The organism is Streptomyces dryopteridis, from assembly GCF_049606955.1.
In the GTDB taxonomy this organism is placed as follows: Bacteria; Actinomycetota; Actinomycetes; order Streptomycetales; family Streptomycetaceae; genus Streptomyces.
Genome location: NZ_CP187115.1, coordinates 332268 through 347167, shown reverse-complemented (window position 1 = coordinate 347167; position 14900 = coordinate 332268). Strand labels below are relative to the sequence as shown.

Annotated in this window: 13 protein-coding genes and 1 pseudogene; 7 read left to right on the top strand and 7 right to left on the bottom strand. The window is 70.6% G+C overall.

Features of this window, described 5'->3' with window-relative positions; translation table 11 throughout:
* Positions 1-367: 367 nt before the first annotated feature.
* Positions 368-2941 carry a Helicase associated domain protein gene (locus ACN20G_RS36780; RefSeq protein WP_424217712.1) on the top strand — a complete coding sequence of 858 codons (2574 nt, stop codon included), beginning with the start codon at positions 368-370 and terminating at the stop codon, positions 2939-2941.
* A 482-nt stretch (positions 2942-3423) separates the two neighbouring features.
* Entirely contained in the window at positions 3424-3909 is a 486-nt protein-coding gene (locus ACN20G_RS36775; protein ID WP_424210595.1) for a nuclear transport factor 2 family protein, read from the top strand.
* Between the two features lie 93 nt (positions 3910-4002).
* On the opposite strand, the gene ACN20G_RS36770 is transcribed toward ACN20G_RS36775, so the two are convergent.
* Complete coding sequence (locus ACN20G_RS36770; RefSeq protein WP_424210596.1) at positions 4003-4233, bottom strand: hypothetical protein; 231 nt, start codon at positions 4231-4233, stop codon at positions 4003-4005.
* Between the two features lie 12 nt (positions 4234-4245).
* Here ACN20G_RS36770 and ACN20G_RS36765 point away from each other — a divergent pair.
* The 5 genes and pseudogenes from ACN20G_RS36765 to ACN20G_RS36745 all read left to right on the top strand — a co-directional run.
* Positions 4246-4302: pseudogene (locus ACN20G_RS36765) on the top strand (hypothetical protein); the annotation flags it as partial.
* A 145-nt stretch (positions 4303-4447) separates the two neighbouring features.
* Entirely contained in the window at positions 4448-4759 is a 312-nt protein-coding gene (locus ACN20G_RS36760; protein WP_424215692.1) for a hypothetical protein, read from the top strand.
* Complete coding sequence (locus ACN20G_RS36755; protein WP_424215693.1) at positions 4756-4878, top strand: hypothetical protein; 123 nt, start codon at positions 4756-4758, stop codon at positions 4876-4878. Before ACN20G_RS36760 ends, ACN20G_RS36755 begins: the two co-directional genes overlap by 4 nt.
* Positions 4879-4911: 33 nt before the next feature.
* On the top strand, positions 4912-5088 hold the full coding sequence (locus ACN20G_RS36750; protein WP_424210597.1) for a hypothetical protein: 177 nt from the start codon (positions 4912-4914) through the stop codon (positions 5086-5088).
* 215 nt (positions 5089-5303) lie between these two features.
* Positions 5304-5819, top strand: coding sequence for a hypothetical protein (locus tag ACN20G_RS36745; RefSeq protein WP_424217711.1), 516 nt, complete (start codon positions 5304-5306; stop codon positions 5817-5819).
* A gap of 1253 nt (positions 5820-7072) precedes the next feature.
* On the opposite strand, the gene ACN20G_RS36740 is transcribed toward ACN20G_RS36745, so the two are convergent.
* The 6 genes from ACN20G_RS36740 to ACN20G_RS36715 form a co-directional block, all read right to left on the bottom strand.
* Positions 7073-8494: a hypothetical protein gene (locus ACN20G_RS36740; protein ID WP_424217710.1), complete on the bottom strand. Its 1422-nt coding sequence runs from the start codon at positions 8492-8494 to the stop codon at positions 7073-7075.
* Complete coding sequence (locus ACN20G_RS36735; protein WP_424217709.1) at positions 8491-9099, bottom strand: hypothetical protein; 609 nt, start codon at positions 9097-9099, stop codon at positions 8491-8493. The genes ACN20G_RS36740 and ACN20G_RS36735 overlap by 4 nt, the downstream gene beginning before the upstream one ends.
* A gap of 539 nt (positions 9100-9638) precedes the next feature.
* Positions 9639-9899, bottom strand: coding sequence for a hypothetical protein (locus ACN20G_RS36730; protein WP_424217708.1), 261 nt, complete (start codon positions 9897-9899; stop codon positions 9639-9641).
* A 67-nt stretch (positions 9900-9966) separates the two neighbouring features.
* Positions 9967-12468, bottom strand: coding sequence for an N-6 DNA methylase (locus tag ACN20G_RS36725; protein WP_424217707.1), 2502 nt, complete (start codon positions 12466-12468; stop codon positions 9967-9969).
* Positions 12469-12683: 215 nt separating this feature from the next.
* Entirely contained in the window at positions 12684-13520 is an 837-nt protein-coding gene (locus ACN20G_RS36720) for a hypothetical protein (protein ID WP_424217706.1), read from the bottom strand.
* Positions 13521-14041: 521 nt separating this feature from the next.
* A complete protein-coding gene (locus ACN20G_RS36715; protein ID WP_424217705.1) occupies positions 14042-14899 on the bottom strand; it encodes a helix-turn-helix domain-containing protein in 858 nt (285 codons plus the stop codon).
* Between the last annotated feature and the right edge of the window lies 1 nt (position 14900).

Below are 14900 nucleotides of genomic sequence, written 5' to 3'. Positions count from 1 at the left end.
GGTCGGAGTCCCCTTCGGGGCCTCTGGTCGCGCCGCTTCGCTCTGCTCCCCCAGCCCTTCGGGCTGGTCCCGCTTCGCGGGGCCGGCAACGGCGGGAGCGGGGTGGCCGGTGACCTGTCGTCAAGCGGTCTCGGTTGGTGCCGGGTTGGGTCCGGCCGGTTCGTCACCCACACGAGGGGCTGTGTCCCGAACCGGCTGTGCATCACATGATGCACGTGTATTATCACGGATACAAGCCTCCCACCTCTGGAGCAGACGGCCGGCCGGGGAATCCGCATTCTGTGTCGTGTGGATTTTTTGCCGGTGTTCACCTCTTGCGTGTTTCGGATTCGGATCGGCTTTTCGGGGTGGGTGAATCCGTCTATTGATGCTTGCGTATTCTCACGGATTCGGCCTGCTGTCCTTTCTCGGGAAGGTGGAGTTCGTGGGGATGAGCTTGCGGCCGCATCAGGTCGAGGCGGTGGACGCGATTCTGCGGGGCATGGACGTGCCTCGGGGCGGGATCCCGTGGAACGGGGTGCGGGGGCAGGTGATCGCCGCGTGCGGGACGGGGAAGACCCTGATCGCGGCGGAGTCCGCGCGGCGCCTGGTGCCGCACGGGCGGGTCCTGGTCCTGGTGCCGACGCTGGAGTTGCTGACCCAGACCGCGGCCGCGTGGCGGGCGGCCGGGCACGAGGGCACGGCGGTCGCGGTGTGCTCGTTGGACGACGACCCGGTGCTCTGGGAGCTGGGGATCCGGTCGACGACCTCGCCGCCGCAGCTGGCGCTGTGGCACCGCACGGGCCCGGTGCTGATGTTCGCCACCTACAGCTCGATGGGGGTCGTCATCGAGGCGTGCGCCGGCACCTACGGGCAGCGGCTCGGTCGGTTCGACTTGGTGGTCGCGGACGAGGCGCACCGGACCTCGGGGAGCCTGGCGAAGTCGTGGGCGGACGTCCACGACCAGGAGCTGCTGCCCGCCGACCGCCGGCTCTACTTCACGGCGACGCCCCGGGTGTGGGTGGACCGGCCGCCGTCGGAGCGGGTGCGGGAGCAGCACGCCGAGAACGAGCGGAAGGCCGGGAAGGCCCTGCTGCCGCCGTGGTTGGCGGCGAGCATGGACGACGAGGCGGTCTACGGCCCGCGCATCTTCGAGCTCTCCCTGCCCTCAAGTGTCGCCAGAGGGCTCCTGGCCGAGTACCGCGTCATCGTGGTCGAGGTCACCGACCCGGTCCTCCCGCCCCGCCGGCTGTTCGGGCAGGAACGGCGCGAGGAGGACGTACGCGGCGACCGGCTCGCCGTGCTCCAGGCCGCCGTGCTCAAGACGATGACGGAGTACGGGCTGAAGACCTCGATCACGTTCCACCACCGCACCGTCGAGGCCCGCGCCTTCGCCGAGGGCCTGCCCGGGACGCTGAAGAAGCTGCGGAAGGCCGACCCGGAGGCCCACGGGGATCCGGTGTGGGTGGACTGGCTGTCCGGGGAGCACTCCGCCGAGCGGCGCCAGGAGGTGCTGCACGGGTTCTCCCACACCGCGCACCGCGCGATCATCGCCCAGTGCAAAGTCCTCGGGGAAGGCGTCGACATTCGCGCCGTGGACTCCGTGGTTTTTGCCGATCCGAAGGGTGCACCGCACGACATCGTCCAGGCCATCGGCCGGGCCCTGCGGCAGCACCCCGGGGAAAGGAAGACGGCCTCCCTGATCGTGCCGATCTTCCTGCCCGAGGGCGAGAAATCGGATCTCTCCTCGCGGGCGTACCGGCCGCTTGTCCAGGTGTTGCGTGGTCTGAGGAGCCACGACGAGGACGCCCTGGAACACCTCGCGATGCCGCAGGAGGGGCGCGGGTACGTGGCCCCGATCGAGCTCGGGGAGGCGCCGGAGGAGGGTGCGGAGGACGAGCGGTACCTGTTGCGGTTCTCCACCCGGCGGGACCCCGTGGAGATCGCGGAGTTCATTCGGTACGAGGTCATCGACACCGAGCGTCTCGACTGGCGGCGCGGGCACGCGGCCGCGCGCCTGTTCCGCATGCGCGAAGGGCACGTGCGGATCCCCTACCTCCACCGGGAGGGCACGTTCCCGCTGGGCAGGTGGTGGAGCGAGCAGCGAACGGCGTTCGCGGCCGGGCGCATGCGCGGCGACCGGGCGGCGAAGCTGGAGGAGCTCGGGATCGAGTGGGACCGGGCCCAGGCCGACATCGCCGAGCACCTCGACGCCGCGCGGGTGTACTACGCGGAGCACGGGACGCTGTGTGTCCCGCGGGATGCGGTGGTGGTGGAGAAGCCGCTCGGGCAGTGGATCTCCAACCACCGCCGGCCCCACATCGCGGCGCGGCGGCCCGAGGTCGTGGCCGCCCTGGCCGTCATCGACCCGGACTGGAACCCGAGCTGGAATCCGGACTGGCAGCGCCACTGGGCGGCCCTGACGCTCCTTGCCGAGAACAGGACCAGAGTCCTGGAAGACAACGATGCGGCATCGGACGGCAAGCCCGGACACGACAGACCCGAGACCACGGTGAACGGACTCGACATCCCACCCGGGACCACCGTCAACGGCCTCGACGTCGGCGCGTGGCTCGCCCGACAACGCCAGGCCGCCGTGTGGGCGCGGCTCGTCGAGGGGCAGCGCGAACGCCTCGGCCGGTACGGCGTCGCGCCCGAGGAGACGCCCGGCGAGGACGCGACGGCCGCGGCGCGGCCGCGGCGGGCCCCGCGCGTGGGGGCGTTCGAGCGGGGCCTCGCGGCGTTGGACGCCTACCTCGCCCGCACCGGGGAGTTGCCGCAGCGCAAGGCCGTCGAGGTCATGCCCGACGGGGCCGAGGTGAAGGTCGGGGTGTGGACCATGAACCTCAAAAGCAGGCGGGAGCGGCTGGACGCGGTGCAGCTCGCCGCGCTCGCCGAACGCGGGGTGCCGTGGGCGGCCGAGCTCACCGAGACCGCCGGGGCCGGGGCGGGTGTGCGGTGAGCGGGTTCGGGCGGGGTCAGGACGTCGAGAAGGGCGAGTCGGCGGAGCGTGTGGAGGACGGCCGGGGTGGGTGCGCGGTGAGCGGCAGGGAGCGTTCCGGTGCTCGGCCGCCCCGCGGCCGTGGACCCTCGATCTCGGCACGGGGTGTGGTGGAATGCCGGGCCTGCTACATCGCGGAGGAACTCGGCCACCCCCGACCACGCCGGATCCCGGCACGCCCGGCTGCGGCATCGAGGAGCGATTGGGAGCGGCCGGTGCCGGCGCCTTCTACGACCCCGAGGTGGATCCGGTGGCGGTCGCGTGGGCGGCGAAGGTCGCCGCCCGGCGGGTCCCGGACTTGATTCCGCCGTTTTCGAACCGGGGTGCTGCGGATGGACGCGACGGTCCCCGAACCTGCCGCGAGCGCGGTGCGCGACGTCACATGTGAAAGAATCCGGATCATATTGATGATGCGTCACGATAGCCTGGGAGTTGGGTTCCTGATGGTTTATCACCTTGTGGTCAAGGCCAAGGTGCGCACGGCATTCGCAGAAATCAGCAAGGGGAACTGGGAATCCATGGTGGATTCCCTCGCCCCGCGCTTCAATTACCGGTTCTACGGTGAGCACGCCCTTTCCGGAGAACGCACCACGCACGCCGCGATGCGGCTGTGGTGGGAGCGGATAGACCGGATCATGCCCAACCCCCGCTTCGAGGTGCGGGACATCGTGGTGGCCGGCTGGCCGTGGAACACCACGGTCGCCACGAGCGTGCGGGTGCGCACTCCCCTCCCCGACGGGTCGTACTACGAGAACGTGGTGAACCAGTTCATGAAGATGCGCTGGGCCCGCATATACCAGGTGCGCACCCTGGAGGACACCGTGGTCCTCCAGCGCGCCCTCGACGTGGTCGCCGCCTCCGGGGTGGCGGAGGCGCACGCGGCTCCCATCACCGACGAGCAGGCGGCCGGGCACTGCGCGCGGCGCTGAACCCGGGACGCGGTGGGCGGGCCGGGGAGCGTTGCTCGGCCTGCCCACCGCTCCGTCCGCTGCCGCCGCCGGGGCCGGCCGTCGGGCCTGGGCTCAGCCGGACGCGCCGAGCTGTTTGGCGAGCTCGAAGGAGTCCATGGAGAACCAGCTCTCCACGATGACGCCGTCGGTGAACTCGTCACAGTGCAGCGAACGGCGTTCGCGGCCGGGCGGATGCGGGGGGATCGTGCGGCGAAGTTGGAGGAGCGCGGGATCGACCGGGACCGGGCCCAGGCGGACATCGACGAGCACCTGGACGCGGCGCGCCTGTACTTCGTCGAGCACGGGACGCTGTGCGTGCCGAGGGACGCGGTGGTCGTCGAGAAGCCGCTCGGACAGTGGATCTCCAACCACCGCCGGCCCGAGATCGCCGCCCGCCGGCCCGAGGTCGTGGCCGCCCTGACGGCGATCGACCCGGCCTGGAACCCGGAGTGGAACCCGGAGTGGCAACGCCACTGCGCGGCCCTGGCGCTCCTCGTCGGCGAACGAGGAGAGGCCCGTGGACGTCGCCCCTGGCGTCACCGTCAGTGGCCTGGACGTCGGAGCGTGGCCGGCCCGGCAACGCCAGGTGGGGGTCTGGGCGCGGCTGGTGGAGGGGCAGCGCGAGCAGTTGGTCCGGCTCGGCGTCGTCCCCGAGGCGCCGGCGGCCGAGGTGGCGGCGGAGCCGCGGCGGGCGCCTCGGGCGGGGGCGTTCGAGCGGGGCTTGGCCGCCCTCGACGCCCACCTCGCGCGCACCGGGGAGTTGCACAGCGCAAGGCCGTCGAGGTGCTGCCGGACGGGACGGAGGCTCGGGTCGGGGTGTGGGCCGTGAACTTGAAAAGCCGGCGAGAGAAGTTCGGAGTCGAGCAACTGGCCGCACTCGCCGAGCGGGGCCTGCCCTGGGCAGCCGAACTCGCCGAGACCGCCGGGGCCGGGGCGGGTGTGCGGTGAGCGGGGGCGAGGACAACGGGCTCGGGGGTGGTGATGAGCCGGCGGACGTACGAACACTCGGAGGCCGGGGCCGTAGCGCGGCGGCGCCTGCACGTACTCCTGGCCGACGCCGGCGTCGAGGCGGAGGAGGTCGGCGAGCTGGTGTCGGCGCTCGAGGCCGGGGCGGCGGCGGGGGCCACCTGTTCACCGAGGAGGGGCGCGGCGCCCTGAACTCCCCCACACCCGAGAACAAAACCCCGCAGACCCAACGGTCCGAGCCGAAAGGCCCGCTCGTGACGCGGGGACGGCCAAGACCGAGCCGGGCCACGGCGCGCACAGCCACCCCGGGCCGGCCCCACAGGCCCGACCACGCCCGACACGCGCCCACCGAGACCACCGGACCGGCCGCCGAACGGGCCGTCGAACCCCTGTGAGGAGGGTGGGCAGTGAGGCCGGCGGACGTGTGGGAACTGACCGCGCGGATCGCGCACGGGGTCACCGTCGCGGCGGCCGGGCTCGACCGGGCGCGGGTGGTGGAGCGGTCGGTGGAAGCGGGGGAGGCGGCGTTGGCGGCCCGCCCGGCACCGGGGCGGGGGGGTCGGGTGCGGGAGCGGGAGGCGTTGATCACGCGGGTGCGGTGGGAGAAATGGCAGCGCATCGACGCGCTCCTGGTCGAGGCCGGGGAGGTGGCGGTGTACGAACCAGCCACGGACGCGGTGGCGGTCGGGTACGCGGCCGAGGCCGCGAACGCCGACACCCGACGCCACGCCCCCGACCTTGCTCCGCCCTACCGGACCGGGCCCCTACGGGGCGACGTGATGGTACCGGAACCCACCGCCAGCCCGGTCCGGACCGCCACCGAACACACCGGACGACGGGACGACAAACTCCTCCAAGAACCTGCCGCCCGGATCGACACAGGCACAGACAGCGAGCTCGTGCTGGGGTCCGGGCACCCTTGACTTCCGTCGCGAAATCTTCACGGCCACCCACACCCTTGCCCTCGACAACCGCCGGTTGTCGAGGGCACGGTGCGTCCCGGGCCCCGCGCCGGATGCGGGCGCCGGCGGTGCCGCCGGGCATCGCGGAGGGGCGTTGGCGGTGCGCGCGCGGGGAGCAGAAGATGGGCGACCCCGGGGAGCCGTACAAGCTGGGGGCATCCCCGCATGCGCGGGGAACAGTCGAAGTGGGTGTCCACGGGGGACCTGATCCTGGGGGCATCCCCGCGTGCGCGGGGAACAGAGCAACCTACCTGCGGTTTTACTCGCGCTGAGCGCTGTTTTGAGCAAAGATCAGAGAAGCGGACATAGCAGGCAGTGGTCTGGGCGGGCGGTGGCCGTGGGCCATGTCTCTCATCCTGGGCCGCAACCGGGCCCTCCCACAACGGGTTCCCCACATCGCTGCCTGGCGGCCCGAGGTCGTGGCCGCCTTTAGTGGCGATCGATCCGGGCTGGAACCTCTCGTGGAACCCGGACTGGCAGCGCCATCTCGTCGCTCTGGCGCTCCTCGTGCAGGACGAGGACGGCCCGTGAACGTTGTGGCCCGGGTGGCGGTGAACGGGCTCATCGTCGGCGCGTGACTGGCCCGGCAACGGCAGGCGGAGGTCTGGCCGCGGCTGGTAGAGGGGCAGCGGGCGCGGCTCGTGGGCTTGGTGTCGTGCCCGAGGAGGCGCCCGTCGAGGTCGTGGCGAAGCCGCGGGGGCGCCCCGGGCGGGGGCGTTTGAGCGGGGTCTGGCCGTGTTGGATGCCTACCTCGCGTGGACCGGCCGGCTGCCGTAGCGCAAGGCGGTGGGGGTGATGCTCGACGGGACGGAGGTCTGGGGCGGGGTGTGGGTCATGGCTCTGGAAAGGCCGATGCGACCGGCTTGACGCCGTGAAGCTCGCCGCGTTCGCCGAACGCGGCATGCTTTGGGCCATCCAGGCCGCGGCCGCCGGGGCGGGGGCAGCCGTGGGTTGTCGGTTTGGTGACCGCTCTTGTGGCCTGTTGGGCCCCGTCATGTCTCGGAGGGACTGGAGCGGCCCGCCTGGCCGGGGTCTGGTGTGCCGTCCGTCACCCTGTCTGCGGGGGCGAGGTGGCCCCGGCCCCGGTGATCCCTTTCCGGCGTACCCGTACCTGACTGGGCGTCGTGTGCCGGCGTTCGGGACCGGGCCGGGTGCGCCGAGAGGGGTCTGGTTCAAGGATCGGGCTCGATCCAACCCAAACTCACACTGAGGCTCTATACGTCGTCGAAGCTGGGCTGACTCCATGGTTGGTCGGGGGGTGGGCCTTGGGTACCGAGAAGCTGGGTGATCTTCTCGGCTTCGTCGCTTGAGAGGTCGGAGAGCAGCCGCGTCGTTGTACCGAGGAGGGCGTCCAGCGGTACCTGGGCGCGTGCGCCGCGGGCGCTGGCGATCCCGGTGGCGAACATGCATTGGAGGGTCTCGCCGGAGGAAATGCGGGCTTCGGCTTCGATGACTCCCTCGGCCTGTCCCAGCGCGTCGCTGATGCCGTCGAGTCGGGTGTCGTGGGAGATGTCGTCGCCGGGGCCGCCGTATCCGACGTGGCGGTCCGTCACGACCATGCGCAGGGATGTCAACGGGATGCCGAAGCGGTCGGCCCTGTTCCTCACTTCGTCGAGGCGGGGCAAGTCGTGTTCTTGGGCGGACGGGAGCTCGCGCTGGGACTGGGCGACCAGCACGTGGAAGCGTGGGGTCTGCAGGATCAGCCGGCCGGCCTTCACTGTCCAGCGCCACGGGCTGATGTCCGCGTCTGCCATACCGGGCACGATCATGCAGACGCGGCTGGTCCAGAGCCGGATCGCCTCATGCATGAGGTACTGGAGATTTCCGGTACCTGCAGCCGGGGTGCGCAGCAAGGTGGGGAGGCTGATCATGCGGACGACCCGGTTCCAGAATGCGGTATCGGTGATGTCCTCGGATTCCAGCAGGTACATCAGGGCTGTCTCGTCGAGATGGCCGACGCCTCGCTGAGGTGCGGGGAAGGTGGCGAGTGTGTATCCGCCGCCCTGCCAGAGCGCGGCGAGGAAGGCTGACATCCGGTCGGCGACGTCGGTGGTCATCCGCGCGGTGAGGGCGTCGACGGCGTCGCGGGTGGGAACGTGTTCTCCCGCGCGGGCGGCTTCCGCCCCTTGGACGACTGTGTTCAGGAATTCCTCGGTCGCCGGTCTGTCGAGGGTGCCGCGGCCGCCTTCGAGGACGGAACGGGACACCAGCTGGGGAATCCCGGGAGAGGCGTCGGCCGGCTGGAGTGTGCCGAGCGCGGAAGCGTCGAGAAGGAGCGAGGTGCTGTCGCCGGATGGCGGGGGGAGGTCTCCTTGTCGCCGTGTGGAGGACAGTTGACCGAGCGCGAGAAGCACCGGCCGGTCCGCACGGGGAAGGCGCTGCAGGTCGTCCTCGAGTTCACGCTGGTCCGATGTGGTGCGCAGGTAGATGAACCGGCGGGGTGTGCGGGGTTTGCCGGGCCATTCCAGGACCATGTCGGGGACGTGGGTGTGGTTGAAGAACTCGGTCTTGGTGACGGTGGCGGCGGGGTCCATGCGGCGCAGGTGTCGGGCGACGATGTCCTTGATCCGGGTGAACATCATTCGGTCGTCAGGCTCGTCCATGGCCTGGGAGATCGACTGTTCGACGAGGTTCACCACGAGCCCTCTCTGCGGGTGAGTTCGGCGGCGACGATGGCTGCCCAGTCCTTGAGTGGCAGGAGAGTTTCCTGCTTGTCCGAGAGGACGATCAGCCACAGGCGTGCGGCGACCGACTGGGCGAGTTCGCTGTCGAGGAGTTTTCGTGCTTCTTCGGGGTCGCTGGTGCCGAAAACGCGACTGCTGTGTTGAAGGATTGCGGTCTCCACCTGGCCGGGCGAGTTGAGAGTGGACCAGGAGTTCACCCGGAACGGTGCCCAGGTGATCCACATGAAGTGGTCGCTGAGATGGTGCTGGGCTTGGGCGGCCACGTAGCATTTGGCAAGGAACTCGTCGAACTGCGTTCCCTGATCGCTGGGTTGCGCGTAGTTCTTGACCTCTGCGCAGAACATGTCGTTCTGGTAGGGGTCGCCGCGCATGGCACCGCCCAGATCGAAGGAGAAGGTCCGGCCTCCGTGCGGCCAGGCGAGGGTCAGCCGACGGCCGCAGGACTCCGAGTCCGTGTTCGCGTAGGCACCGAAAATACGCATCGTGCCCTCAAGCCACTGCTTGGCTCTTCGAGCCCCCGAGAAGCCCTTTGCCTGAGCGTCTTCACCAACCACCACAGGCATAGCTTAGTGCGATCGGATCATCACGGTGTGCCCGAACGAGTCAATCTCTCAACATGCTGAGGGGTTGGCTTCGGGAAGGGGCAGCCGCGGCCCCTGAGGAAGTGAGCCAATGAGGGCCGGGGGCCGGATGGAACCAGCGCAAAACCGCACTCCCTACCGGGCCCCCGACGGCCGGCTCGTGTTGGGGCCCGGAGGGGCCTGAAGCCCGACCGCGCGGATGTCGCCGAACGCGCACCGCCCGTCGCCGACAACCACCCGTCGCCGACAACCGGCGGTTGTCGGCGGCGGGCGGCGTATCCTGGCCTGGCGCCGGAAGCAGGGTGTGGGGCCGGCCGTGGCCCTTGCTGTGAACAAGGCGGGGACCATCCCCACGTGCGCGGGGGGGGGCAGGCTCAATGACCTTGCATTTTATGGCGGCTTCAGTGGTTCTTCGGCACTGCCGATGAGTACGGCACAGCGGTCCTATCGGGTGTGGGGCGAACAGCTCGCACCTGGGGTCATTGGCTGCGTGGCTGCCCAGAGCGTGTTCACAGCTAGAGCCGCTTCCGGAGCTCCCGCAGGACGGTCACCGCGGTGAAGCACAGGCCGACCACCGTCACGAAGGTGGTGCCACCGGAGCGCACTGCCGCCGGGAGGCCGGCGCCCGCCAGGCTTTCCAAAAGGCCGGCGGCCATGGCAATGACCGTCGAGGACAAGATCATGATCGTGAAGCGGTACGCGCCGACGGACCGTGCACACGCAGCGTGGACGTCGGCGGTCGTAGACGCGGGGAGGGGCTCTTCGGAGGCGGACACTGTGATCTTCCTGTTCTTGGAGTTCGGCGGGCGAAGGTCGGGACAGCAGGTACCAGGCAGGTGAGGGTCAGCTCGGCGGCATCGGGGGCGGGCTCATCAACTTCTCGCCCAGGGCGCAGCGGGCCCGGGTGAGGGCCGCCGCCAGTTCTTCGTGGGCCAGGACCTGCTCCTGCAGGTGCGCCAGCACATCGGCAATGCGCCGCTGCTGGGCCGGCGCGGGCAGGCGTACCTGCAGCCGGCCGAGTGTCGCCGTGCTGATGGACGAGGCCGCGGTGGCGGCCGCCCGGTCCTCGACCCAGCCGAGCACCTCCGGACGGCTGAGCCAGGCGAGCAGGTAGTCGGGGTCCACGTCGGCGTCCTCGCGCACCCGCAGACGGGTCAGGTTCGCGCTCGGCAGCCAGCCGGCCTGATCGGGCCGTACGATCGCCGGCGGGCCGGGCTTGCCGGCGCGTACGCACAGGATGTCCCCGGCCTCCAGTGCGAAGTGCCCGAGTCGGCGGGCCAGCTCGGCGGAGACGCGCTCGTCCTGCGTGTCGGTGATGCGTCCTGCCCGGAAGTGCCGGGAGAACACCACCGGAACGGTCCCGGTCGGACCGCGGTGCGCGGTGCCCAGCACCGAGAAGGAGGGGCCGGCCTTGATCTCGCACAGCTCGTCGAGACTCGCCGTACGCCACCCCTCGGGCGTCCCGCCCGTCATCCCTTCCCGGCTCTGTGCGATCGCTCTGCGTGCCGCGTCCGCGCGCTCGTCCGCGGCGGCGGTCCGCTGTGTCAGACGCGCCACTTCGGCCCAGGTCGGTGCCCAGGCCGTTTCGTCGGCTGAGTATCGGGGGTCGGGGCGGGTCGGTGTCGGTGTCGGTGTCGGTGTCGGGCGAACGTGGTCGACGGGGCTGAGCGAGCAGGGGCCTTCGATCAGCGTCTGGCGCTCCACCCGTGCGCTCGGTACGCCCGTCGTCGGCTCGATCCCGTTCCTACCCGCCTGGTATGCCGCGACGAGGGCCAGGACCTCGTCCTTGTGCAGGACGGTTCGGGCTCCCTTCCTCCTGTTCCTCGTGCCGAGGTGGCGTGCGTCCAGGAAGAGGACGTGATCGCACGGGGTGCCCGGGTGGCGCAGCAGCCACAGGGACACGGGGACGGCCGTTCCGCTGAAGAGCCCGGCGGGCATCCCGATGACGCATTCCACGACCCCGTCCGCCAGCATCTCCTTGCGGATCGCGGTCTCGGCGGGGTTGAACGAGTTGCCTGCCTTGGACGGCATCACCACCACGGCCCGCCCGCCCTCCTTGAGGGAGGCGAGCACGTGCTGGACGTATGCGAAGTTGTCGTTGTCGAGCGGGGGCGGGCCGTAGGCCCACGTTCCCCTACGCACTGCCTGACCTGCGGAGTCCTTCATGTTGAACGGGGGGTTGGTCAGGACCAGGTCGAAGCGGTGGGTGTCGGGGCCGGCGGCGGCCCACGGTGGCCTGGCGTCCAGACGCACTCCGGCCTGTACCCCGTGCAGGGCGAGGTTGAGGCTCGCGAGACGCCCCGCGTCGGGAACCTGCGTCCGCCCGGCAACCGGCAGGGGATCGCGGCCAAGGGGACCACGGCCGGGGAGCTCACGGCCGGAGCGGGCTCGGTGCCGGGAATCCTCCAGGAACTCGAGCGCTGCCACGAGGCACTCCCCCCCGCGTACGTACGGGTCGTAGGCGCTCCTGGGGACACCCTCGAAGGAGTCGGCGGCCAGCGCCGCCATCAGCCGCACCACCCCTTTCGGCGTGAAGAACTCACGGCTGCGCAGACGTCCGTGGCTCTCGTACGCCTCGATGAACAGCTGGAAGGCGTCGCCGTCGAGCTTGCCCACGCGAACCACGACCGCGACGAGGACCCCCGCATTTCGGGGCACGAGGTCGGCCAGCGCCTCCGTGAAGTGGGGGAGCATCCCAAGGCGCCGGACTTCGGCGTCCACCTCGCGGCCGATGTACTCCAGCACCTGACCGGCGGTTCCCCCGCCGGCCTCGGCCTCCGCGGCCTTGGAGCGGAGCGAGTTCCACCGGTCGGGGGACACGGTGCGCAGGAAGTGCAGGGCCAGCAGCAACTGCAGGAAGTTCACCATCGATCCCGGACCGCGGACCTCATCGGCCAGGGCCATGAGTTCGCCCACCAGCTGCTGGTTCCTGCCCTCTGCCGACGGCGGCGCCGACTGGTCGTGGGACTCGCGGCCGTCGGACGGTTCTCGGGCGTCGGGAGGTACGGCGGTACCGGAGGAGGCGGCCGGGACGCCGGCGAGCGCGGTCAGGCCACCGGCGGCCACCCCGCGGGCAAGGAGCCCCCGGGCCCTCCGACCGTACGTTGCCTCCTCGTCCTCATCCGGGCGCCTCAGGTGGAGCGGGACGGAGCGGCCGTCGAGCCAGTCCAGGATGCCGGACTGGAGGAAGTACGCCGCCCCGCCCGCCTTCCGAGGCGAGGGGAAGTCCGCGTACCGCTTCTCCCAGCCGGTCACGGTCGGCCGCGTGACATCGGCCAGTTCCGCGATCCGCGCTCGCGTGATCTGGGGGTCGTCGGCGTACTGCGCGTCGTGCGGGTGTCCCATGCTGCTGCTCCCCTTGAACCAGGCTTGTCGAGCGGTCTCTTGGTGAGAACGTACTGGGACTGCCACCCATCAACTAGCCGAGTACTCGCAGTACGCACCCGGCAATCTCTCCGCATGGGCAGTCCGTCAGACACGCGTGACCCCTATTTGACCATGGTACCGAGCCAGCAGAGGAGCCGAGTCCACCGATCTGTCTTCCCATGGACACAAAGGGGTTAAAGGTTTTTCGCGGGTGGCCGGGGCGCTGAAGCCTGGCGCCCGGCCCTCCCCGTGCGAGCGGTGAAAGCCTCGCGGCCTTCGCCTCCTCCCCCCACGTGCGAGCAGATGGACCAGAGGTCGTACAAGGCGTCCCGTGTCAGTTGTGCCGGGCGGGATCCCGGCTCGACCACCTGCCGGACGCTGTTCCACTCCACCAGCATCTGCCCGGCTGTGACCGCGTCCCGCAGAGAGCGGATTTCGCATTTCCTCAAGCTGCCCTCCGAAGCGACGGCCTGCATCGCCGCGATGTTCTCGAGCACGAGCTCGCGGAAGTGCAGGAGTTCGGAGGTCTCCAGCGCCATGAGGCCGTCGAAGCGCTCTTGGCCGTCCGTCTCCCGCGGTACGGCGAGCTGCTCGGAGCGACAGAGCGCCGCGTGCATCCATGCGGCACGCGAGCGGGCGGGTGGACCGTCGAAGCCCATGGCGGCCTTGAGATCCGCCATGGCGGCCGCGTCCCATTCGGGCAGGCAGGCCCGATTCAAGGTCGTGAGCACGCCGTCGACACGGTTGTCGAGCTCCTGCCGCGTCGCCTGAGCCAACTCGGGGAGCCGTCTCAGATTCGCCCGCATCTGCCGCACGTGCGCCGGATCCCTCCGGATCTCCAGCGCCGCCTGAACCTGGGCCCAGTTGAAGTCCGCCTCGAGCCCTTCCCGCGACTCGGGCGGGACGGCGTCGAACGCTTTCTGCTCCCTCTCCTGCCGATCGGCTCGCGACTCGAAGTACGCCTGTGCCAGCGCCACCTTCAGCTGGAACGCCGGGAGGAACGGCAACGGCATCTCGGCGAAGAAGGCCACGAGGAGAAGGTTCAATGGGGCCATGCCCGGCCGGCCGGTGTCGCAAGCGGCCAAACACACAACCTGCAACTCCGTCCCCGGCGGGTACACCCTGCGCGACCCGCCCCGACCACCGAGATAACGGGTCTCGGGCTCCGGGATCAATCCGTACTTCCGCCACAAGGCCAGGCGAGATGCCTTCAATTGGAACCCCTGCGCACGGCAGGCCTCGATGAGCTTCCGATCAGCTTCGCTGGGAGGTGTTCTCGTCATCCCACCAGGCTAGAAAACAGCCCGGTGCACGATCCCGCCACGAACCGGGGGGTGCAACGGCGCCCACCGGGCTTGGGTGGTGCGGGGCGGACGGCTTGCGAGTCGGCGGAGCTGTGAGGTGAGTGCAGGCGGTCAACCGGGGGGGTGGGAGCTGCGATTTCGATGTGGGTGAGGCATGGTGCGGCGCGTACCTGCCATCGGCGGCGCGCGGAGCAGGGTGGGTGTCTTCGGATGTGGTGGTCCGGCGGGCGCCTGGGCTGTCGGGCGGCTCAGCCCGTGTGCCCGGGCGTGTCGGTCGTGCACAGTCGTTCCAGGGACGCGCGGCTCTCCTCGTCCGCGGCGCGGTAGACGAGCAGGCGCAGTTCCGGGTCCTGGAGCGGCAGCAGGACCTCGAATTCGACGGTGATCGCACCGGCGACCGGATGCCGCAGCACCTTCCGGCCGCGTCCGTTGACGCTGACCTCCCGCTCCGACCACAAGCGGGCGAAGTCCTCGTCCTGCGTGACGAACTCGGTTATGAGGGCGGACAGTTCCCGGTCATCCGGGTGTGCGGCCCATGCCGTGCGGAGGTGGGCGATTCCGTCCCGCAGCGCCTGCTCCCGGTCGGCGTAGAACTCGCGCATCGCCGGGTGCAGCAGGCACAGCCGCATCGCGTTGCGTCGTGATGGCGGCGTGGTCTCGAAGCCCGGGAGCAGCCGGGCCATTTCGGGGTTCCAGGCGAGGATGTCGTAGCGGTGGTCCAGCAGCATGGCGGGCAGTGGCGAGAGGTCACCGACCAGGCGGGCCAGCGACGGCTCCGCACCGGCCGTCGGGGCGCCGGTGGTGTCGGGGCGGCGGCGTCCGGCCAGATCGAACAGGTAGTCGCGTTCGCTCGGGTTCAGGCGCAGGGCGCGGGCCAGCGCCGTCAGCACCTCTGCCGAAGGCCGCAGGCCGCGGCCCTGCTCCAGCCGGACCACGTAGTCGGTGCTGACCCCTGCCAGTTCGGCGACCTCCTCCCGGCGCAGTCCCGGCGTTCGTCGGGGCCGCCGATGCGACGGCAGGCCCAGCCGGTCGGGGTCGAGGCCCTCGCGTTTGCTCCGCAGGAAGGCAGCCAGCTCTTGGGCGGTGTCCATGGTCGGGGTCGTCATG